At 62.7% G+C, this 20,361-nt stretch carries 19 protein-coding genes and 4 pseudogenes; 8 read left to right on the top strand and 15 right to left on the bottom strand.

The window, feature by feature from the left end; genetic code table 11:
* Positions 1-37: 37 nt before the first annotated feature.
* The 6 genes and pseudogenes from FBY33_RS13990 to FBY33_RS20875 form a co-directional block, all read right to left on the bottom strand.
* Positions 38-613 (bottom strand): hypothetical protein, encoded by a 576-nt coding sequence (locus FBY33_RS13990; protein ID WP_142031083.1) that lies wholly within the window; start codon positions 611-613, stop codon positions 38-40.
* A 147-nt stretch (positions 614-760) separates the two neighbouring features.
* On the bottom strand, positions 761-1,147 hold the full coding sequence (locus tag FBY33_RS13995; RefSeq protein ID WP_142031084.1) for a DUF6262 family protein: 387 nt from the start codon (positions 1,145-1,147) through the stop codon (positions 761-763).
* Entirely contained in the window at positions 1,134-2,387 is a 1,254-nt protein-coding gene (locus tag FBY33_RS14000) for a tyrosine-type recombinase/integrase (RefSeq protein WP_235010570.1), read from the bottom strand. Before FBY33_RS14000 ends, FBY33_RS13995 begins: the two co-directional genes overlap by 14 nt.
* Positions 2,388-2,642: 255 nt before the next feature.
* The gene (locus FBY33_RS20840; protein ID WP_327436753.1) at positions 2,643-2,921 is read right to left on the bottom strand and encodes a tyrosine-type recombinase/integrase; all 279 of its coding nucleotides are present in this window, start codon (positions 2,919-2,921) and stop codon (positions 2,643-2,645) included.
* A 20-nt stretch (positions 2,922-2,941) separates the two neighbouring features.
* Positions 2,942-3,832, bottom strand: a pseudogene (locus FBY33_RS14005) (site-specific integrase); the annotation flags it as partial.
* Positions 3,833-3,891: 59 nt separating this feature from the next.
* Positions 3,892-4,515: a GIY-YIG nuclease family protein gene (locus FBY33_RS20875; protein WP_327436754.1), complete on the bottom strand. Its 624-nt coding sequence runs from the start codon at positions 4,513-4,515 to the stop codon at positions 3,892-3,894.
* 109 nt (positions 4,516-4,624) lie between these two features.
* Here FBY33_RS20875 and FBY33_RS20735 point away from each other — a divergent pair.
* Positions 4,625-4,752: pseudogene (locus FBY33_RS20735) on the top strand (acyl-CoA thioesterase); the annotation flags it as partial.
* Positions 4,753-4,807: 55 nt separating this feature from the next.
* Here the strand turns inward: FBY33_RS20735 and FBY33_RS20740 are convergent.
* From FBY33_RS20740 to FBY33_RS20540, 3 genes and pseudogenes are all read right to left on the bottom strand, one after another.
* Positions 4,808-5,003 (bottom strand): annotated as a pseudogene (locus tag FBY33_RS20740) (recombinase family protein); the annotation flags it as partial.
* 4 nt (positions 5,004-5,007) lie between these two features.
* Complete coding sequence (locus tag FBY33_RS14025) at positions 5,008-5,319, bottom strand: 4a-hydroxytetrahydrobiopterin dehydratase (protein ID WP_142031086.1); 312 nt, start codon at positions 5,317-5,319, stop codon at positions 5,008-5,010.
* Between the two features lie 199 nt (positions 5,320-5,518).
* A complete protein-coding gene (locus FBY33_RS20540; RefSeq protein ID WP_200831480.1) occupies positions 5,519-5,749 on the bottom strand; it encodes a hypothetical protein in 231 nt (76 codons plus the stop codon).
* Between the two features lie 28 nt (positions 5,750-5,777).
* Between FBY33_RS20540 and FBY33_RS14030 the strand changes: the two genes are divergently transcribed.
* The 3 genes from FBY33_RS14030 to FBY33_RS14040 all read left to right on the top strand — a co-directional run bounded on the left by FBY33_RS14030 (position 5,778) and on the right by FBY33_RS14040 (position 7,522).
* The gene (locus FBY33_RS14030; protein WP_235010572.1) at positions 5,778-5,960 is read left to right on the top strand and encodes a Fic family protein; all 183 of its coding nucleotides are present in this window, start codon (positions 5,778-5,780) and stop codon (positions 5,958-5,960) included.
* 35 nt (positions 5,961-5,995) lie between these two features.
* Entirely contained in the window at positions 5,996-6,412 is a 417-nt protein-coding gene (locus FBY33_RS20950) for a DUF6994 family protein (RefSeq protein WP_442858350.1), read from the top strand.
* A gap of 357 nt (positions 6,413-6,769) precedes the next feature.
* Positions 6,770-7,522 (top strand): hypothetical protein, encoded by a 753-nt coding sequence (locus FBY33_RS14040; protein ID WP_142031087.1) that lies wholly within the window; start codon positions 6,770-6,772, stop codon positions 7,520-7,522.
* A 361-nt stretch (positions 7,523-7,883) separates the two neighbouring features.
* Here FBY33_RS14040 and FBY33_RS14045 read toward each other — a convergent pair whose 3' ends face one another.
* The 3 genes from FBY33_RS14045 to FBY33_RS20370 all read right to left on the bottom strand — a co-directional run bounded on the left by FBY33_RS14045 (position 7,884) and on the right by FBY33_RS20370 (position 10,948).
* Positions 7,884-8,732 (bottom strand): alpha/beta fold hydrolase, encoded by an 849-nt coding sequence (locus FBY33_RS14045; protein ID WP_235010573.1) that lies wholly within the window; start codon positions 8,730-8,732, stop codon positions 7,884-7,886.
* Positions 8,733-8,970: 238 nt separating this feature from the next.
* On the bottom strand, positions 8,971-10,428 hold the full coding sequence (locus FBY33_RS14050) for an amidase (RefSeq protein WP_160141962.1): 1,458 nt from the start codon (positions 10,426-10,428) through the stop codon (positions 8,971-8,973).
* A gap of 10 nt (positions 10,429-10,438) precedes the next feature.
* A complete protein-coding gene (locus tag FBY33_RS20370; protein WP_160141963.1) occupies positions 10,439-10,948 on the bottom strand; it encodes a hypothetical protein in 510 nt (169 codons plus the stop codon).
* Between the two features lie 251 nt (positions 10,949-11,199).
* Here FBY33_RS20370 and FBY33_RS14055 point away from each other — a divergent pair, with 251 nt between their 5' ends.
* Genes FBY33_RS14055 through FBY33_RS14065 form a run of 3 tightly spaced genes read left to right on the top strand, consistent with a single transcriptional unit; the run spans position 11,200 to position 14,801 of the window.
* Complete coding sequence (locus FBY33_RS14055; protein WP_142031090.1) at positions 11,200-12,789, top strand: serine hydrolase domain-containing protein; 1,590 nt, start codon at positions 11,200-11,202, stop codon at positions 12,787-12,789.
* A gap of 31 nt (positions 12,790-12,820) precedes the next feature.
* Positions 12,821-13,363, top strand: a complete 543-nt coding sequence (locus FBY33_RS14060) for a flavodoxin domain-containing protein (protein WP_142031091.1) — start codon at positions 12,821-12,823, stop codon at positions 13,361-13,363.
* Positions 13,364-13,397: 34 nt separating this feature from the next.
* A complete protein-coding gene (locus FBY33_RS14065) occupies positions 13,398-14,801 on the top strand; it encodes a wax ester/triacylglycerol synthase domain-containing protein (RefSeq protein ID WP_142031092.1) in 1,404 nt (467 codons plus the stop codon).
* Here the strand turns inward: FBY33_RS14065 and FBY33_RS14070 are convergent.
* The 3 genes and pseudogenes from FBY33_RS14070 to FBY33_RS14080 form a co-directional block, all read right to left on the bottom strand.
* Positions 14,779-15,291, bottom strand: a complete 513-nt coding sequence (locus tag FBY33_RS14070) for an SRPBCC family protein (RefSeq protein ID WP_200831387.1) — start codon at positions 15,289-15,291, stop codon at positions 14,779-14,781. The two genes, FBY33_RS14065 and FBY33_RS14070, sit on opposite strands and share 23 nt — an antisense overlap.
* A gap of 678 nt (positions 15,292-15,969) precedes the next feature.
* Positions 15,970-16,826, bottom strand: a pseudogene (locus tag FBY33_RS14075) (IS3 family transposase).
* Positions 16,827-17,339: 513 nt separating this feature from the next.
* Positions 17,340-17,666, bottom strand: a complete 327-nt coding sequence (locus FBY33_RS14080; RefSeq protein ID WP_142031093.1) for a histone-like nucleoid-structuring protein Lsr2 — start codon at positions 17,664-17,666, stop codon at positions 17,340-17,342.
* 1,274 nt (positions 17,667-18,940) lie between these two features.
* On the opposite strand from FBY33_RS14080, the gene FBY33_RS14085 reads away from it, so the two are divergent.
* Complete coding sequence (locus tag FBY33_RS14085) at positions 18,941-19,606, top strand: uridine kinase family protein (protein ID WP_200831388.1); 666 nt, start codon at positions 18,941-18,943, stop codon at positions 19,604-19,606.
* Positions 19,607-20,361: the final 755 nt, after the last annotated feature.

A 20,361-nucleotide genomic window follows, 5' to 3' on the forward strand; every position in this document is an offset into this window, starting at 1 on the left:
AGGTATTCGGTGACGCGACGGCCGCACAACATCCTGATCAGTTCGGGTCGTCGGATCCAGTGGGGGACGTGGAGGTGAGGAACAAGCCGGTTTGGTGGAACTGGCGGGCCGTAAGACTTGAGAGCACAACCATGGCCAGCAGCAGCACGATCATCATGACGTCTAGGAAGGAGTGGATGCCTCGAGACAGGGATTGCCCGGCGAAGTAAATCAAGAGACCGGGCGACCAGAGCAATTGCTTGGCCAGACCCACCCGGATCTGAACTGCCGCACCTCTGAGGACCGATATGTGGTTGATGTCGATCGGCTCTTTGCCCAGAACCTGGCGTCGGACGTGCTTCACTTCCTCTGCCGTCAAGCCCAACGTGACTCCGATTGGGTGGTCCCGGACCATGGGGGACACCTTCTTGCTTCCATAGACCCAGCCAACAACAAGAACGCCGAGGCCTCCCAGTAGCGAGCCTAGATACAACCCGGACCGAAGGAAACCCTCGGCGACGTCCGGCCAAAGGGAGGCCAGGGCGAATCCGACGACAAGTCCAGCCAAAACCGTCAATGGGAAATGCACCAAAAAGTACCGGCGGACCGCTCCACCTATCCCAAGGTCAGTCAAGCCCTCCGCCCTCGACGCTGCTTTAGTCCAGCGTGACTCCGCCCCCGCATCCGCTTCTTGCATTTTGAGTCCCCCGCTCACTTTTGTCTCTGATGCAGAAAATACACGTCCAGCAGAACCAGGTACAGCGTTCGACACCGGGTTCCCTTAGGGTCCGCTGGTGTTCCGACTCCGCGAGTGTCCCAGTGCAAGCGCCAACTGGTGTCTGAGGTGCTCGATTTCTGTGGAGAGCTCGCGGTTCCGTTCCAGCGATGCGCTGAGTCGGGCGCGCAGGGAGTCCGTGCTGGCACTGCTTCGGCGTGCGCGCGGTTGTTGTGGGCGGTCATCAGCGCGTAGACCGATAATGACGGCGCGGAGGTCGGGCTGGGTGTAGAGCCAGGAGCGGGATACGCCGGCGGCGGCGGCGACGGCTTCGAAGGTGACGGGGCCGCCCTGGTTTTGGAAATCGCGGAGTGCGGCGACGGCTTTGGAACGGGTGAGTTCGTGCCGACGCTCCGCCGCCAGCCGGATGTGGCGGCTGTTATCTGCCCGCACGGTTGTCCTCCTCGAGTAAGTGGCTGGGGCCTTCTCGCGTTCCGTTGTCGAGTGTTTGGATGATCCGGTCCAGGTTGCCGAGGACTCGTGTGTTCATTTCGGCCAGGCGCTGTTGCCCGCGGGCTTCGGCTGCGGAAATGATTTGAACGACCTGGGTGCGGTGTTCGCGGTGTTGCGGGAGGAAGTCGGCGGTGGTGATGAACATGGGACAGGTGAGGCAAGCGTTGGCGTGTGGGCAGGTCTTCTGCACCGGCAGCCCGCAGTAGCCGTTGGGGAGTGCCTGGGTTGTCCTGCCCAGTCGCTGTTTGGACCAGGCGGCCTCGGCCAGGGGGCCGTCGGGATCAAGCTCGACGACACTGCCCGATGCGTTGACTTTCCGTGCGGCTTCCCAGTGCCGCCGGATGGTGGTGTCGCTGAGTCTGGCGTAGTGGGCGGTCATCTGGTGTGAGTCGTGGTCCAGGATCCGGCGCACTATCTCCTGCGGGACATCGAGGTTGATCAGTCTGGTGCCCAAGGTGTGACGGAAACGGTGCGGGCTGACCACGGCAGGGTTGCCGCTTTCATCGGTGATGTTGCAGTCCCTGACCCATCGCCGAAGAGCGTTAGTGTATGAGCTTGCGCTGATGTGTCCGGCGCCGTAAACGTCCACCCGGTCATGGGCGAAAAGCGGGTTTGTCCCGGAATTGCCCGTGCCGTTGACGTAGCTGATCTGCTCCGCGATGGCCCGTTCGAGTTCTTCATCGATGGGGACGAGGGCCTCGCGTTTCATCTTGTGGTTCAGATAGCGCAGGTACGGGGCGCCGTCCTTGTCGCGCGCGATGCAGTCCTGGGTCAAGGCCACCGTGTCACTGATCCGCAGCCCGCACCGGATCAGAATCAGAGTGATCAGTCGGTGATCCGGACTGGCCATTTTGGCAAGATTTTCCGGGTTTTCCAGCTGGGCCATGACGTATTCGCTCAGCGCCCGGGGTTGCCGGACCGTCTCTTTGGGATAGTCCTCGGTGTAGATCTGGGCCGTACTGGGCAGATCGGTCACCCATCCGTGACGGCGCATGGTGAGGAGAAACGTGTTGAACTGGCCGATCCGCATCCGGCGCGTCGTCGTCCCGGCCGTATGGGTGTGCAGGTATGCCAGGAACCCTTCGATCACCTCCCGGTCTATATCGGCGGTGCCGGTGACCGGGATCCTCGTTGAATCCAGAAAGGCATTGAAGCTTTCCACGGCTTTGGTTCCCAGCACCGCGGATTCCACTGTTAGTCCGGTCGTCAGCCGCCAGCGGGCCCATCGTTTGGGCCAGCTGCTTCAACCAGGGCCGGGTGATGTTTTCGAAGTGGACCGTGACCTGGCTACGGGCGTTGATACCGAGGTCTCTCGCATGCCAGACGTCCTTGGGAAACTCGGTCTCCCAAGGCGCGGCATCCAGGTAAGCCTTCCCCCGGGGGCCCGTCCGGACCGGCAGTAGGTCGTTTCGTGCGGGCACGGGATGCAGGGTCGTCATAACGTCACCTTATTGGAGGCGAACCAGCCCGCATCGGCCAGCGCGCGGCGGGCGTCATGGCTGGAGATATGGGCGTAGGTGTTGACCGTCGTCGTCAGGCTCGCATGGCCCAGCAGCTTAGAGACCACTTCGATCGGGACGTTCTCCCGGAGCATCCGAGTGGCATAGGTGTGCCGGAACCAGTGCGGATCAAAGGCGATGCCCGTCTGCCGCCGGAGCCGCCGCACCCGTGGACGGCGGCATATGTCATTGCCTGCCCGTAGGGCCGGCCCCACAGGTTGACGAAGACGTAGTCGGAATCCAGGTCACCGTATTCGACGTCGAGGTAGTCGGCATACAGCCGGATCAGTTCGGCGGTGACGGGGACGGTTCGCGAATGGGGCGACTTTGCGCGCGCACCGTTGGTGTTGTTGCGCCGGCAGACAGTGACTTCCCGTTCGGCTACGGCGATGTCCTCATGTCGGAGCCCCAAAGCCTCACCGATCCGGATACCGGCGTCATGGAGCAGCGCGAACAGCAACCGGTCCCGGAGATGCTCACACGAATCCAGAATGCTTTGGACCTCGTCGTGGGCCAGCAGGCGGGGAATCCTTGCCGTCACGGGAAGCTTCACCACCCGGCGCTGTTTCGCGGCACCCTTGCTCATGTGGTGCAGGAAGGGTTTCCAGCCACCCTGGCGGGCGGACGGATCCCAGCACGTGATCAACTCGCCGAGGTCAAGGCCATGGCGGGCGGCATGCTGATAGAAGATCGATACGGTGGAAAGCTTGCGGTTCACCGTCGCCTCACCGCAATGGTGCCCGATCGTGGGAAGCGCCGAGAAGACCTGGCCACGCATGTCCGGCGGACGTCGCAGCCACCGGATGAACGCCCCCACGTCTTCCAGCTTCACCGACTGCCAGTCGAGCCCGTATTCGTCCAGGAAAACGAACCAGTCCTTCAAATCGTGGGCGTGGGCCTTGATCGTGTTCGGTGACCGCTCCGTCTCGGCCAAATACCGGAGGTAACGCTCCACCGGTTCTACAACACCGGCCACGCCGACCACTGTGTACGACACCGCATTGCTTGCCGGATCCAACACCTTCGATACCCGCATCGCCGCTCCTGTCAGCTGCCTCGTGGACGGACAAGACGCTAACCCATCCACAACGAAGCAACCAGAGCTCCAAACCCACGTGAAATACATGACGGACGGCCCGCAGACGACTAAAGATATCGGTGGTTTTTGACTCCCTCAAAAGGCCCCTAACGACATGCAGAGGTATGTTGAGTCAATGTCAGCCCAAGCCCCCGATCTACTTCTTCTAGTTCAGCGCATCCTGGAGCAGCAAGGAGCAACTGTCGCGATAGCCGCGACGTCCGAGCAACGGTTTCCAACGGGGGAATCGTCCCACGGCGTGAGCTTACGCAGACGGCTTGGGGCTGGACGAGGTTCAACGGTGGGAGCCATTCGTCTCGCAGTCGAACTTCCAGGGCGTGTGCTTCTTCTGGGCCTTCGAAAGCGATCCATCCCAGCTCACAGGAAGGAAGCCACTGATTGACAACTGCTATCTGGTCGGCATTCACCAGGCTCGGGCCCTGACGGGCGACCGAACGGCCGATGCCCAGTTGCGCCACTGCAACGCTCGCTCTGAGAGTACTGCGACTCAGGTCAGCGCCTTTACTGAAGTGAGAGCTCAGTCGACGGCGCAGCCCCTTTGCCCCAAGTCCTTCACCTACATATATGGGCTGGCCGTCGCGGAACCAGATATAGATTCCAGGGTCGGTCGGGATTTCGGCACGTGGGACAGGTAATGGAAGGGGTTTTACTTGCGATAAAACCAGTTTCCACTCATCCCCATATGAGGTTTCTCCCCGCAGCGTTTCCATTTCTCATGTTAGGCCGACCGAGCTCCAGGTTGCGCGGCCTTTCGCAGCAGCCTGGCGACCTCCGGCGTCATGGAGTATCGCTCACCATCCCAATCCCAAATGTAATGCCAGAAGCATCCTCACCATCGAGGAAATTGTGTTTGTGAACCTAAACAGCGAGGTAGGCCCGAGCCGCACGGCTACACGGAAATAACCTACGACAGAGGCAGAATTCCCACGCACCACCTGACGGAAACGCCATATCGTCTAGGGACGGCGAACTCGGCCTTTAAAAGGTGCACGGCAAGCCCCCTGGTAACAGGGTCTTCTTCCGTCCCTTGTAGGCTCTGTGCTGCTCCGCCAAGGCAATTCCCGCTCCGTTCCCTGATCAGGGAACGTTCGAACTCTGCGAAGGCACCCATGACGGAGGGCATCAGAATGGACATGGGGGAGTCCTCGCCGGTGGAGACCAGGCTTTGCTTCACAAACTCGGCACGTACCCCTGGCCTGAACTCACTCCGCGGCGGCGACCCCGAGGTCCGCTGCGTGGCGGCTGATAGTGCGGGCCAGGTCGATGTCGCGGCTGGTGATCCCGCCGACATCGTGACTTGAGAGCGTGACGCCGACCTCGGGGTAGGTGAGCGTGAGGTCGGGGTGGTGGTTGGCCTCCTCGGCGGAGGCGCCGATGCGGTTCACAAGCTCCAGCCCGGTGGAGAACTTCCGGGTCCTGAAGGTGGCGGTGAGGGCCTCTCCGGTCAGACGCCAGCCGGTGAGCCCGGCCTGGGTGAGCTCGGCGGTGGACAGCTTCCGTTGGGGATCAGTCATGGTGCCATCATGGCTCCGGAGGGCAGCCGTGGGCTACCCCTCCAGGCACCACGCCTTCAAAAGTGATGGCGCCGCCGCCGGCGACTGCGGGTAAACGTCCGCGCTGCGCGGGGATAACGCTGTCACGCCCTGGCGGATGAGGGAAAGGCCCAGCCACGATGCCAGCGCTTCCTTCTCCTAGCTCCCCCCGGGACCAAATTCAAGGGGCGGATAGGGCGCAGAGTTGGTTCTGCAGCAGCACGCGCGCCGGCGCGAAATCAGCCAAGGCCTTTATTTTGTGATGAGTCATGACGCTGATCTGCTGAAGCGACTTGAGGACGCGTGACAGCGTACCTGGACTCTGAGGATGCACTTCAGGTAGTTGACCGTACGGCTTCGTGATGTCGGGTTGTTGGGCCTCAACATTGGCCAGGCCGGGTACCAATGTCATGGGCGCGGGAGCTTATCCGGAACTAGCCGTGAAGGCGGCAGCCTTGTTGGAGTCGGTCGCCCGGTTCCATCCACACATTGATGGCAACAAACGGATCGCCTGGACGCTCATGATGCTGCTGCCGTGGATCATCGGATACCGCCATGGCTTCAGCACGGATGAAGGCTTCGACCTCGTGTCGGAGTCGCCGCGGGCACTATCGACTTGCTGAGCGCTGCCCCCGAAATTCCAGGCATCTCGCGGAAAATGGCCTCAGGTGTCGACTCCCGCTGTCCGCTGCTCAAGGCTCACCATCAGCTGCTCTGGACACCGGATGTTCGAGCAGACCCCGGCAAAAGGTTGACGTTCGGCAGTGACGCCATCACGAACTCCTACGCCGAGTGGGGGAAGCCGAGGGCCTTGGAGGCTAAGGCTGAGTTGAGCGAGGAGCAGAAGCACCGCTATTTGAACCCGCCGTTCAGGATCGGCAGTGCCGTGATCTGGCCCGTCAGGAAAATACGCCGGCCCACCTTAAACACCGCCAGGGGAATGAGATTACCGATCGCGGACCGGTTGGACCTGACCCTGGAATGCAGCCGACGCCACTACGCCGAGGAGCCAGGCAGTTCCCTCGCCGATGTCACCACTAACTACCGGTTACCCGTACATTCCCTCTTCAGCTGATTACCCCTGTGGCAAATCATGGGGTGTCACCGGGTTGTGTGGGTCCCAGCGATAAAGGCCCGGCATCGGCCTCCATTGGTGGTGATACGAAGCATTCATTCAAATAACGAAGTCGAAAATGCAGCCATAGCTGTGACTTTCGACGCTATTTGGCGGGGTTCGGGGATCGCTAAATTGCGTGGAGAGCCACCGACGATTCCCTTGGCTTCAGCACGTCTTCTTCGCGAACGTCCACCGTTGCTTACGTTGCGGCTTTCGCGGGACTTCGGACTCTGCCTGCCCAAATTACGCCGCTCCTATCCTGTAATGAGACTGACAACCCGGACTCTTCAAGGAGCGTGTCGATGATCAGGCCCAGTGAGCATGCGTGATGAAGGGATCCGTCGGCTGACTGGATGGGCTGCTGCGGGCATGGTGGTGTTCTCGCTTGCCCAGTTTCCGCTTTATCTCCTTCAGGATGCCTCGGTGGGGATCTACGACGGGGCCGCCGGGGCTGCCGAGGCTTTGCGCATTCACGATGCGATCTTCACTCGGGTTCTGCTGGACTTGTGCCTCTACGCGGCCGGGATGGTCTTCGCGGCAGGATTGGGGCACTTGATCCGCCGTGCGGATCCGGACTACGGATGGGCCTCTTCCCTGGTCGTGTCCTCCATGGCGGTGTGGCTGGGAGTGACGCTGGTCGCGAACGGGTTCGAGGGCGGTCTGGCCCTTGACGCCCAGGCCCCGGTCCCTGACCCGTCTGTGAACCGGGCACTGACGTTGGGTTACCTGTTGATCTACAACAGCTCCATTGCCTTCGCCGTCACCGCGCTGTTCGTCGGCGCGGCCGGCTATGCAGCCGCGGCCACGGGGGTTCTGCCGTCCTGGACCCGGTGGGTCGCCTACGCCGCGGTGGCTCTTTGCGTGGCCGCTGTGCCGTCCATGTACGGCGGGCCGGCGGACCCAAGTGGCTTCTACAATGCTGCCGGCTGGGGACCGATCATCGCCGCGAACTTCCCGCCCCTGATGTGGATCGTGCTCCCAGCAGTGCTACTACTCCGCCGTCGAGCGCGCCAGCCAAGCCGGCGCCCGTCCTCGGAAGGGCGTCCCGGCAGAAATATGCCCTCGTGAATGCTCCTACGGCTGCCGTTCAGTCCTGGTGCGGTCGCTTCTGGGAGGGGGACCGTGGAAGCAGGACCGGAGGGGGTTCCCGAGAGGACCAGGAGTGGCTGTATCTGCCGGATCATGCAGGCATGTCTGACGATTCCTCGCCGCGGGTGCCGGGGCTGCTCCTCGTGTCCTCTTCGTGTGGGTGATGGCCCTGACCCTCGCGTCGGGCCTGTAGACCCGGCAGGGGCCAGGACCAGCCGGTCGCCGACGTCCCGTCTGCGTCGATGAACGTCACGCAGATCTTTGGCAAGGCCCTCGCACGCTTCGTCGATTGGCCTTGCTTGCCGCTGAGACGACGGGCGGGCTCGGGGCGACGGTCTGCTCAGGCCGCAAGGGGCACTTTGAGGAAGTCATCGAGTGCGGCACGAGTAAATGCGCTTTGTCCGAGGCCGAGGTGGCCGCCGGACTCCTGTGCGGCCAGGACGCATCCGGGGATGCGATGGGCCGCCTGCTCGGCGGGGGCGAACGCGCACATTGGGTCGTCTTTGGCTTGAACGATGATTGTCGGGACGGCGATCTTTTCGATGGGAAGGTCGTTCACCGCCGGGTTTGAGATGTAGGCGTCATACACGGCACCCGCTGCCCGCGGGCCAATTGGGAAGATGCTCTCCATCATCTCGTCCATCTCTTGCGCTTGCTCGGGCGTCTTCGGGAATCCCGGCGGGACCCCCATTAAGCGCGTGAATTGTGCTGGTGCGGCCTTCTTCATGACCCATAGCGGCAGGTCGGCGTAGAGCAGCCTGGCCCAGGCCGGTGGGGCGACTGCTGTCGGATCGCCGGGGAAGCTGCCGGAGAGGACAATGAGGTGTTTCGTTCGGTCCGGATGGCGCAAGGCGAATTCGAGCGCGGCGGTGGTACCGGCGGAGATTCCGATGATGTCCACTTGGGGGACATCGAGGTGGTCGAGCAGTGCGGCGAAGGCGTCGGCCTGGTCCCGCGGAGTTGCCCCGGCCGGAAGCGCGGAGCCGAGATAGCCGAAGCGCGATGGGGCGATGATCCGGTGTCCGTGCAGGATCGAACGGACGGAGAGCAGGCCTCCGTCGCAGCCGTGGAAGATGCCGTGGCTGACGAGGACGGGCTCACCGGCACCGGACTCGGCGTACTCCACAGTCCCGAAGTCCGTGCTGTCGTAGTGGCGCGGGACGGCCGACAACCGGATCTGGGCGTTCATGAAGTCCCGCCGGTAGGCTCGGATAACCCATGTGGCGAGCCCCGCTACTGTAGAGGTCATCGCTGAGACGAGTATCCGGGTGGTCAAGGTTGTCATGACTTCAATGATGTTTGCGGGAGGAAGGGTACTCCCAGAGCCAAAGGTCCCCATGGGCGACGGCAGACCGCTGAGCCCATCCACTCCTGCCTTGGGCTGGACCACGTGATTTCCGTCTTTGACCACGTTGATCGCTCGTGCGTCACTGCTGGATTCGATCCTTACGGGGATCAATCGGGGTGAAGATGCCCAGGCGTTCTTCAAGCGCCGCTGCTGCATCGAGGCAGAGGTCCTCCCGGTAGCGGGGCCCGATGAGCTGGATCACCTGGGGGAGACCGCCGGCAACACCGACGGGAACCGCCACCGCGGGCAGGCCAAGGGCATTGACGGCTAGGGTCATGCGCAGGTTGCGGATCGTCCTGGCCACCTGATCGTGATCCAGATCGGAGTCGTCGGCTTTGAACGGGATGTCTGTTGAGATTGGGGCGAGGATGAGGCTGTGCGTCTCCTGGAACTCGCCCCATGCCCGGAGGACTGTCTGCCGGGTTACGAATGCCGAAAGTGCGGCCACGGGGTCCGGTCCGCCTGCCAGGCCGTAAAAGGCGGAAAGAAACTGGCGGGTGTCTGCGGGCAGCATGTTAAGCATTGGCAGGATGACGGCCCGGCACTCCGGAGTGTTGAGCATGGCCAGGGCGGCACGGGCCGCCTCCTCGATCGAGGGCGGCTCCGCTTCCTGGACGCTGTACCCGGCGTCGTCCAGGGCCGCCGCCGCCTTCCGTAGGCCGTCGGCTACCTGAGGGGCGACACCCCTGGCGGCGGGGTCGACGACGAGCGCGACGCGGACCGGCTTGTCCGGCTCTGGCCCTTGAAGGGGCGCAGGCACGCACCACGGGTCCCGCCAAGTGGGTCCGGCCGTCACTTCGAACGCGGCGCGGAGGTCGGCCACCCGGCGGGCCATCGGGCCGACGGCGACCAGCAGTTGCGCACCAATCGGCTCACCCGCCGGCTCGACTGTGCTGGCGTTGGGAATGCGGCCCAAGGTGGGTTTGAGCGCACTGACGCCGCAGCACTGGGCCGGCCACCGGAGCGAGCCGAGCCCGTCCGCCCCGATGCCCAGCGGGGTCATCCCGCTGGCCAGTGCCGCCGCCTCGCCACCGGTGGAGGCGCCGGGGGTCAGGTTACGGTCCCAGGGGTTGATCGTCGCACCCCACACTTCGCTGACGCAGTGCCAACGCACGGCCAGGTTGGCCAGGTTTGTATGGCCGAGGGGGATCGCTCCCGCGGCCCGGAGCCGCTCAACAGTGGGGGCGTCCCGGGTGGGATAAGCGTCGGTGGATACCTTGAGCCCCTGGGTGGTCGGAGCATGCAGGAGGTCGATGTTTCCCTTGACTGTGAAGGGCACACCGAGGAGCGGCGGGAGTTCTCCGCCGGCGGCCAGCAGCCGGTCCGCAGCGTCCGCTGCATCAAGTGCCTCCTCAGCCAGAAGGATCGTGACGGCGTTGATTACGGGGTTGACCGCCTCGATACGGCGAAGATGGACCTCGATGACCTCCCGGCTGGACGTCCTTCGCGAGCGAATGGCCTGAGCCAACTGTGTAGCCCCCATGCGCCAGAGACCCGTTGCAGTCTCCATGCCCGCCCCGGCGATTACTGGTGGCACGTCCGCCGGTTTATGCCAGACCATGACGCAGACGACGACGGGCGGCGGGCTGGGAGGGCGGGCGGCGTTCCGCGCGCAGCAGCAGCGCAAGAGCCGCGAGCATGACGGCCGCATAGCCGGTGAGGAACCACGAGAAGAACAGCGCGAGGGCAACATGGAACACGATGGCGCAGGCAAGCCCGACCTGGGCCAGCCTTCCACCCCAGAGGATCAGCAAACCGACGACCGCCTCGAAGGTGATCAGAAGACCGATGAGCAGCATGTAGCTGGCGGGCATGACCGCTTGCCAAGTCTGGGTCACCCACCCGAACTTCGCATCGTTGGCGAAATCACCGTAGTCGTAGCCTGAGGCAAGGAACGATGCGTTCACTCCTGCCCCTCCAAGCAGCATCGTCAACCCTGTTCCGATGCGCCCGATATACCTGGCCCGCCTGCTCAGCCCCGCGAGCACGTCCCCAATGAACGCCGGGACAGCCAGGACGAAGAAAACAATCATCGAAACTTGGACAAGCGTGTTCATGACGACTCTTCCCTGAAGCTGCGGTCAGTCACTCGTCATTCAGGCTCCATCGCCACTTCTTGGGCGGGTAGAGCCATAAGTCCCGCCGGAGGGACGTCTCCCGGCGCAGGTCTTTCGGCACTGGAGGGGTGTCCGGTCCGGGACAGATTATGGAGCCGAGCCCAGGAGGCGACGGCCATGCGTACCCTTGGAATTGTTGAATCAGGTGGGTTGAGCGGATCAACGCTTGTGCCTGCTTTCCGTAGCTCATCGTGCTCGCCGAGATGGTGACGCGCACCCCCGGGGAACTCGGGCCCATCGACGAGGATGCCTTGCATGCGAAGGTCGCCGCGGTGCTGGACACCTGGCCCTCCGCTGGTCTGGCGGTCGCCGTTGTGCGTGAGGGGAGGTTGGCGTCGTTCCACGCGCATGGTGTTGCAGACGTGGCCACCGGGGAACCGGTCACCGAAGACACTGTGTTCCGGGTCGGCTCGCTCACGAAGACAGTCACGGCGGTCGCGGTCATGCAGCTGTGGGAGCGGGGGCTGGTTGATCTGGACGCGCCGGTGAACGATTACCTCACCACCTTCCGGCTCGCGCCGGTTCGACAGGGCCTCCAACCCGCGACAATCCGGCACCTGCTCACGCACACGGCCGGAGTGGGCTACTGGCGCCGGCTCTCGGATCTGCTCCGTCCGGCAGTCGGATCGGGTGTTCGCGGAACCCATGTGTTGCCTCTGGGCGAGTATTACCGCCGGGGGTTGCCGCAGGAGATCCAGCCCGGCACCAAGTGGGCTTACAGCAACCACGGCTTCGCTGCGCTGGGCCAGATTGTCGAGGATGTCACCGGCCAGATGCTGGCGGATTACATGCGCGGGCACGTGTTTGACCCGCTGGGAATGGACCGCACGGACCTGGTCCGCTCCGACCGCGTGCGTTCCGGCCTGGCCACCGGCTACGTCGTGCGTGCCCGCGGGCTCATTCCTGTCGGCGACTATGAGGTGCCGACGCCTGGCGGTGGCGGCTTGTACTCCACGGCGGCCGACATGGGCCGCTTTGCCGCCTCGCTGCTCCGGGAAGGAGCAGCGGACCGGAGTCCGCTGTTGAAGCGTACGACGGTGGCGATGATGTTCCAGCCACACTTCCAACCCGACCCGCGGGTGCCTGGAGCTGGGCTGGGATTCAGCCTCGGTTCCGAAGGGGGACACCGCACGGTCGACAAAGACGGCATTGTGAGCGGGTTCCTGTCAGACCTGGCCATCGCACCCGACGAAGGCATCGGCGTCGTGGTCCTGACCAACACCGGCGCCTTGAGCGGCCAGGGAGCAGCCGTCCCGCTTGGCAGGGCGGTGCTCCGCCAGCTGCTCCGCCTTCCCGATGAAGCGGTGCGGACCGACCTCGCACCGCATGCAGAGGTGTGGGCTGATCTTTGCGGTTGGTACGCCCCTGCCCCGGGCCCCGTCACAAACCTGTTCACTCGACTGCTCCTGGGCGCCGGCGCTGAAATCGTCGTCCACCGCAACCAGCTGTTCATGAAGCCCCTCACGCCGCTCCCCGCCATGCGCAAAGGCATGCGCCTGCACCCGGACGACCCGGACGACCCGTACGTTTTCCGCGTCGACATGTCCGACGTCGGCTTGGGCACCCTGCCAGTCGTGTTCACCGGCACGCCGGACACTGGCAGGAGGCAGCTCCTGATGGACGTGATGGCATTCGAGAAGCGCCCTGACGTACGAAATCCCAGGCGGCTGGCCGCCGGGGGCCTCGCCGCAGGTGCGGCCACGCTCGCGGTCCGCCGCGGCTTGCGCCGTGCACACTCCTGCAGCCGGACCCCAGCTCGCACTGAGTACCCCTACAACTGATGTCACCTGCAAACTCAAGGAGATCCGCAAAATGGCTAGAGTTCTGATTCCGTACGGGACAACCGAAGGACAAACGGCAAAGATCGCCGATGTCATCGCGGACGTTATCCGGGACAGAGGCCATACGGCCGACGCCGTTGACATCAACGGAGCATCCCACACCGTGCCCGCCGGATATGACGCTGTGATCGTGGGTGCATCCATTCACATGGGCAAGCATGACAAGCACGTGGTCGAGTTCGTACAGAAGAACCACGACACTTTGGAACGCCTCCCTTCGGCCTTCTTCTCCGTCAGCCTCGCCGCCCACGGCGACACCGGGCAGGCCGAGACATATGTGGACGAGTTCGAAGAAGAGACCGGGTGGCGGCCCGACCAGGTCGCCTCGTTCGGCGGTGCGCTCCTGTACACCGACTACGGCTTCATCAAGCGGCACATGATGAAGAAGATCGCGCAGGACAAACCAGGCAACCTTGGACTCGACCTGTCACGGGACTACGTCTACACCGAGTGGGACGCGGTCAAACGGTTCGCAGAGCACTTCGCGGACAGGCTCAAGTCCACCTCTCCGTGACTGCGCGGCCACGCCGCGCCCGAAAGGGGCGAAGATGCCGGACAGACTGACGGCGGATGACCAGCTGGTCCTGTGGTCAGACGACACATGGCCGCAGGACATTGGTGCACTCATGTTCCTGGACGGCAGCAAGCTGCTCGACGCCGACGGGCAGCTGAGGATGCAGGCGATGCGGGAAGGAATCGAGGGCCGCCTGCACCTTCTGCCCCGGCTTCGCCAAGTGCTCTACTTCCCCGGCCGCGGTCGGGGTCGGCCACTGTGGCTCGACGCGCCCGCGTTCAACCTTGACGAGCATGTCCACGTTATGGCGGTGCCTGCTCCTGGTGATGACCGGCAGGTCCTGGACACGGTTGCGAGGATGCGCCGCCGCCGTCTGCAATTGTCCCGGCCGTTGTGGGAGATGTGGTTCCTCACCGGGATTACCGGCGGGCGGGTCGGCCTGTTCATCCGCCTGCATCACGTCATGGGAGATGGCATGGCCAGCGTGACCAGTCTGGGGGCGTTATTGGACACCACTCCCGAGGCTGATGAGGGAATGCCGGCGCCTGAGTGGGTTCCATCCCCATGGCCATCCAGCGCTGCCCTGCTGGTGGACAACCTGCAGCACATTGGCCACGAGCTCGCCCAGATGCTGGTGGCGCTCACACATCCCGTGCGGACGGTCCGTGGCGCTGTCAACGCCTGGCCCACTCTTCAAGGCTTACTCGCGGCCGAGCCCGGACCGAGCACCAGCCTGAACCGGCTGCTGGGACCGGACCGGAAACTGGACCTGATCCGCGCCCGGCTCGATCCAGTGCATCAGGCCGCCCAGGAGCACGGTGCCACCGTGAACGACGTTCTGCTGGCGGTGATCGCCGGCGGGCTGCGTGGGCTGTTGATGGGTCGAGGAGAGCCGGTCGACGGCGTGTCCGTGCCGGTCTACGTTCCGATGTCGCTCCGGGCAACAAACCCCACCGCGGGCGATCACCAGGGAGGGAACTTCATCAGCCAGATCGCCGTGCCAGTTCCTTTGGGGGACATGGACCCTGCCTCCAGGCTCAGGCGAATAGTCGGGGAGACCACAAAGCGCAAAGCAATGCCCCACACCCCTCTGGGCGCCATGTTCGGTAACAGGTTCATCAGCAGCATCATGATCAAGTTCGTTGCGGGACGACGCGTCAACGTTCTCAGCGCCGACCTGCCAGGGTCAAGGCAACCCTTGTACTTTTGCGGCGCGCGGATCCTGGAGGTGTTCCCGCTGTTGAACCTCATCGGTAACGTCTCTCTCGGGGTAGGAGCAATGTCCTACGCAGGAAGTCTTGGCATGTTGGTGGTCTCCGACGCAGACGCTTATCCCGACCTCGATGTCTTTACCGACAGTGCACGCCGAGACCTCGAGGCGCTCCTCCGGGTCACCCAGAAACGACAGGTCAGGTTCAATACGCTGGAGGAGGAGTAACAGAAGTCAGATTCTCGGCCCGTTGCCGGATTCCCTGGAGCATCTTGCGCTCCATCATGAACCAGCACACGTCGATCAGCGGCGCCAGAATCCAGAGGGCAGCCCGTGAGTAATTCCGGATGCGCACCCGGCTCACGAGCCGCGTGGTGTTCCCGTCCGGGTATAGGCCGAAGCACCAACTGACGCGGCCGGACACGGGCTCCAGTACCATGGCTTGTTCGGGTTGGAGGACCGCAACTGGCCAGTCCGGGCCTTTGCCCAGCGGTATTACGTCCCCCAAGGCCAGCCCCTGGAACTCGGGAAGCACCATATCGCTGCTTGGGCCGCTGAGGATCCCGAAAGCCTGATCCAGGAAGTCGTAGCTGTAGAGGCCCCCGCGACCGTCACCCATTTGCACAAGCCATGGCCAGATGCTGCCCGGGCCCGCCGTGATGGACACGGCACGCGTCGTTGTCAGATAGGGAGCGTCCACGATCCCGTCACCCGGCATTGTACGGTTCGCCTCCTCCCTGCTGGCTCCCCAATGGAGATGGAGCGGTCGCAAGAAGCGGTGGTAGGCAGCCACCGCAGCGAGGACACCTGCGGCAGCCCGGAGGATGCCCCGAGGCCAGCGGGCCCCATGGACCGCACCATGGGTGGCCGTCATGGAACACCTGCCCTTCTGTTAAAAACTGCTTACCAGCATCCGGCGGCAGGGCAGGTCGCTGTCAGAGGCAAAGGTCCCTTCGCTTGAACCAGCGGGTACGGGGTCAGGGGCGGTCATCCACAGACAGGTTCCCCTGCACTGAGTGGATGGTCCGCAGTGGTTCCCCATCGATTCTTTCGCCGGCCTGGCAATGGAAACAGGGACAAGGAAGGACTACCGGGTCAGCGCGAACTTCCTAGGGGGGTGGAGTGTGCTCCAGTATCGATGGGTCTTGAGCGCGTCGGCAGTTGGCCGTGCGGCCGCCGCCTTCGGGGTAGCTGCGAGCCGGTGCGCGGGTGTATTGGGGCGGCGCCAGGCTGCGGGAAAGGGTGCAGCCGCTGCTTAGAGACGGCCTCCTTCCGGCAGCTCAGTCCATGTCCACCCAGACAATCACCACCTCGCTCGTATCCAGGACGTATGGCCTTGGCTGGCTCAAATGGGTCACGGCCGCCCTGCCGCATTCTACAAATCGTGGGCAGTTGATCAGGCGGCTTGTGCCGAGTGACGTTTACTGCTGGCGAGGAACTGTTCGTGTTCCACAGGGGTGATGTAGCCCATTGCGGAGTGGAGCCGGGAGTGGCTGTCGAACTCCTCGATCCAGCGTCCGGTTTCCCGGATCGCGTCCTGCCTGGTGACCCACCGGCGGCGGTCGTAGAACTCGGTCTTCAGCGTCGACCAGAGGGACTCCTGTATCGCGTTGTTCCAGCACACGCCGGTCCGCGCGACCGACTGCATGATGCCCAGCCCGACGCAGACATCGTTGAGCTGAGCGGAGGTGTACTGGGTGCCGCGGTCTGCATGGAACACGACACCCGCCGGTCCGCCGCCGCGCAGGACGTAGGCCATGCGCAGCGCCCGCTCGACCAGGCTGCTGGTCTGGACCGAGTCCATTGCCCACCCGATCACGCGGCACGAGCAGACATCCCTGACAGCACACAGATACACCCAGCCCTCGCCGGTGCGCGCAGGTATGTGATGTCCGAGATCCAGACCGCGTCCAGCGCCGCGGTGTCCCACTTCCTGGCCACCAGATCCGGGGTGGAAAGCACCCGCACCTCACCGATCGGCGCTAGGGGCCGGAAACGCCGCGGCGGGATCACCTACAGGCCCTGCCGGCACATCGAAGACAACCGCTCCAGCTCAGACGTTTCCATCTCCACCGCCGCGAACTCCTCGGGAGCCGCCAAACGGGCCCGTTCCTGAGCAACACACCGGCCCAGCAACTGCTCACCCAGCCCCAACTCCCAGGCCACCCGCAGTACTGGCCTGCCCGTATCGATGACAAGACGCGCGGCCTTCCGCCGATACTCGGGAGTGAATTTACGTCGTGTCGTGCTCACAAGAACAACTTCCCGCAGAATCCAAGGATCCCGCTACTTCAGGTGTCCACCAACAGAGGTTAACCCCAGCTGTATGAGCTCAGCGGCTGGGAGATAGTAGAACACCGCCGCAGCCAGGATGACCGCAGCCGTGGGGCACATCCACCCGTCCGTCTGAATACAGACCACCGCGGCGAAGCCGGCGGCCGCCCCAGAGGTCACCGTGCCTTGGTCCGTACGAATCTAGTCAACATAAGGCCAGTAGAAGTTGGAGTAGCAGTTGCCGAGCTCCGGCGTCGCGTTGGCCGCCACGCCCGTCCTAGGACAAGGCCTAGGGCAACCATTATGGCTAATAGAGGTTTCTCATATTCCGAGGTTGGCACCGGGGGATGCGGGGGCAAATAAATGCATGAGGGGCAGAACCTAAAACGATTCTGGCCCTGATTTGTCCATTTGTTGGGTGAGATGAGAGTCACCTATCATCAAGAGAGCCGGTACCAGTCGATGTCCCCCCATGTCTGGCTGGTACCGGTCTTAGTGTGCCGCTTGGTACTTCTCCAGGATGTCCTGCTGGATTCGACCGCGGGTGTTCACCTTGAACCCGTTATCCAAGGCCCACATCCGGACGGCCCTGGTATCAATACCGGAACCGCCGGATTTCCGACCCGACGGATGACCGCGGCCGCCGGAGGTCTTACGAGCAGCATTGGTAAAACGCTCTAGAGCGCCACGAAGTTCATTGGCGTGGTCGTTATTCAAATCGATTTCGTACTCAGTTCCATCGAGGCCAAACTTGATGGTTTCATTAGCTTCCGAGCCGTCGAGGTCGTCGGAAAGAATTACTATTGTTTTCTGGGCCATGCAAAAAGGTTAGCAGCTAAGTAGTCTTAGCAAGTTACTCCCGGATTAGGGAGCTTCGCCGGCCAGGAAGCGTTGTACCTCGATAGAACTGAGCCATGAAGTTAGGCCAAGAGAGACAATGCAGCAAACCAAACACCAGCTTGCCCAGGAAACTTACGGGCGCAACAAGCACTGCTATCAAGGACGCTCCAAACAGCAGAAGGTCGACGACCATTAGTCGCACTGTCATGCTGGTGGCGCCGGGATCGAGATCTGTCGGGACTGGCAGGGGGATTGCTGACTTCATCACTTGCCCTCCGCTAAGGCGACTCCCCAGCCGTTCCGCGGTGTCTTTCAACGTTACGGAAAGCTCGGCAGTGCGTTCTAGTGGGTTTTGGGCAGAAATTGGGTGGAAGCTCTGGCGCGATTACTTTATGGCCGAAATCTCGATCCCCATCATGTTCTTCCAGGCAGCTTCCACCGCTATACCGACCCTCCTGATTGCAGTGGCAGTGGGCATCAAACAGGGAGCAACGTTCGCGGGCTTTTACGAGCGCGCTAAGACCGGTGGGCATAAGCGGCATCTAGTGTTGATGACCGTTGGCTTGCCAGTTGTGACCGTCCTCGGCCAGATGGCCCCCTCCCGCTGTGCCGCGCGGCTCCGGCAACATACTTGAGGCATTCATGACATGGAGAGAGCTTTGATGAATTACCTGCTGCTCATATTCGTAGAGTTCATACTTCCCATCGCCTACAAGTTGAGCTTCAGAGGCTTTAACCAGTTGTTCAAAGGGGTTTCATATGGAGGAATGGCACTTGTGCCGTCTACGTTCTGCTTATCGTCGCGGGTGTTGTACCGCTGTAAGGATGAGCTGTCTGCGAGGATTACCGAATGACCTCAGTTCCTCTCGCATTCTTCCAAGTTGCCGCAGCTGCCATTCCCACGCTCTTGGTATGCGAAGTAAGACGCTCAATGCGCGCAGAATCATTACGCCCTGTCGAGTGAAAGTGCTGTTTAAGAGCGGCGGCACCTGGCAGCATGGGCCATCGGACCGCGGGTCCGCGACCAGCGCAGCTTGCTGAGCTATGGCGCTGCGCCTGCCCGCAACGGGGAAATAGTCCTGGATCTTTATAGCCAGCACCAGGGAGACACACACGCAATACGGCAGGCGCCATGGATCGAGGTACACCAGCTGTCCATAGCTCTCCCAGAAGTGAGCTTGCGCTAAACAGGGCGACTCTCGAAACTCGAGACTAGGCAGCTTTGGAACCGATATTCGAAGTCGAGGTCATCAATGAACATGAAACCGGAAGTCGGCAAACTTGATGCGGGACCGTGGCAAGCGGAGTCGTTGGAAGGGTTGGTGGGGCGGCTGCTGCCGGCAGCAGGTCAACGTCCGAACCGTCCCTGGATTGTAGCGGTAGATGGAAGGAGCGGGGCAGGCAAAACCAGCTTGGTCGATCGTCTACTGGCCCAAGTGCCGGACTCAGGTGTCGTTCACACGGACGATGTAGCGTGGCATCTCTCGTTCTTTGACTGGGCGGATGAACTCCGTGACGGTGTCCTCGAACCCTTGCTTAAGGGCGAGGAAGTCCATTATCGTCCGCCGGGCTGGGTGACCCGAGAACGTCCAGGTGCCATAGCTCTACCCGCGGGGCGTTCCGTGGTGTGGGTAGAAGGGAGCGGATCATCACGCCAAGCGCTCTCGAATCCAATCGATGCTTCGATCTGGGTGCAGTGCGACAACACTGAAGCCCGACGTCGCCTCCGGGCACGGGATGGCCAGGAAGAAGAAGACTTGCACAGGGAATGGGAAGAACAAGAAATTCCCTTCCTACTTGAAGACCGGCCATGGGAGCGGGCCACAGTGATCCTGGCCGGAAGGCCCGCCCTGGAGCACGATCCGAATACGCAGGTAGTAACCACTCAGCCGGCGCCAGCACGCGCGGAGATCACCTAACGCACGAACTCACTATTCCGGCCTCCACTGCCGATGCGACAAGATTGAGCCACTGACACTGCTGGCCGGCCCAGTAGTTTCAAATAGATTCAAGCAGTGCCGTCGCCCCCCGGCGGGGCGCATCTGGGCGCGAGAGAAGGCTTCATAGAGAGAAGCCTTCGGCGCTGGTGTGTAACTTGCAGCCCCGGAATGGGTAGGAAGGGATCAGATCGCCTCTGGGCCAGCGGTACTCGGTAAATCCGGGTACGGGTGTCGGGCAGAGATTCATGCAATAGGCGAAAGAAGGGGTGTGGACGTTGTCCACACCCTTGGCGTCGGATCGGGCTTTACAGCCCTCGAACTGCTTCGGATTCCTTATGTTCCCGCGGGTTCCCAGTCTTTGCAAGGCCTGGAATGCAGTTCGAGTCCCACCTCGGGCACGACGTATTCCCTCGTCAGGAGCGATTTTGCTTTGACGTGTTGACAAAGCTTGTGCTCGCGTCGCTCTGACGGGTTGGTTCGCGGGCTGTGGCCTGGCCGCCGCGGTGGCCTATTCAGATGTGGGGTGACGGGTTCAGGACCTCGGCTGGTGGGTCCTCCGCCTGCTGTGACTGGCTTCTTACGGTTCCTCGTTCCGGTTTTCGCGATAGGACCGGGTGTGGCCTACACATATTCATGAGCCGGGGGCGGGGGACGACATGAAGAAACCTCTGTGACTCGGAACGCTCTTGGGAGGCCGCTATTGTTGCCCGGGGGAGTTGCGGTGAGGAGTTTGT

Source organism: Arthrobacter sp. SLBN-112, from assembly GCF_006715225.1.
GTDB lineage: Bacteria > Actinomycetota > Actinomycetes > Actinomycetales > Micrococcaceae > Arthrobacter.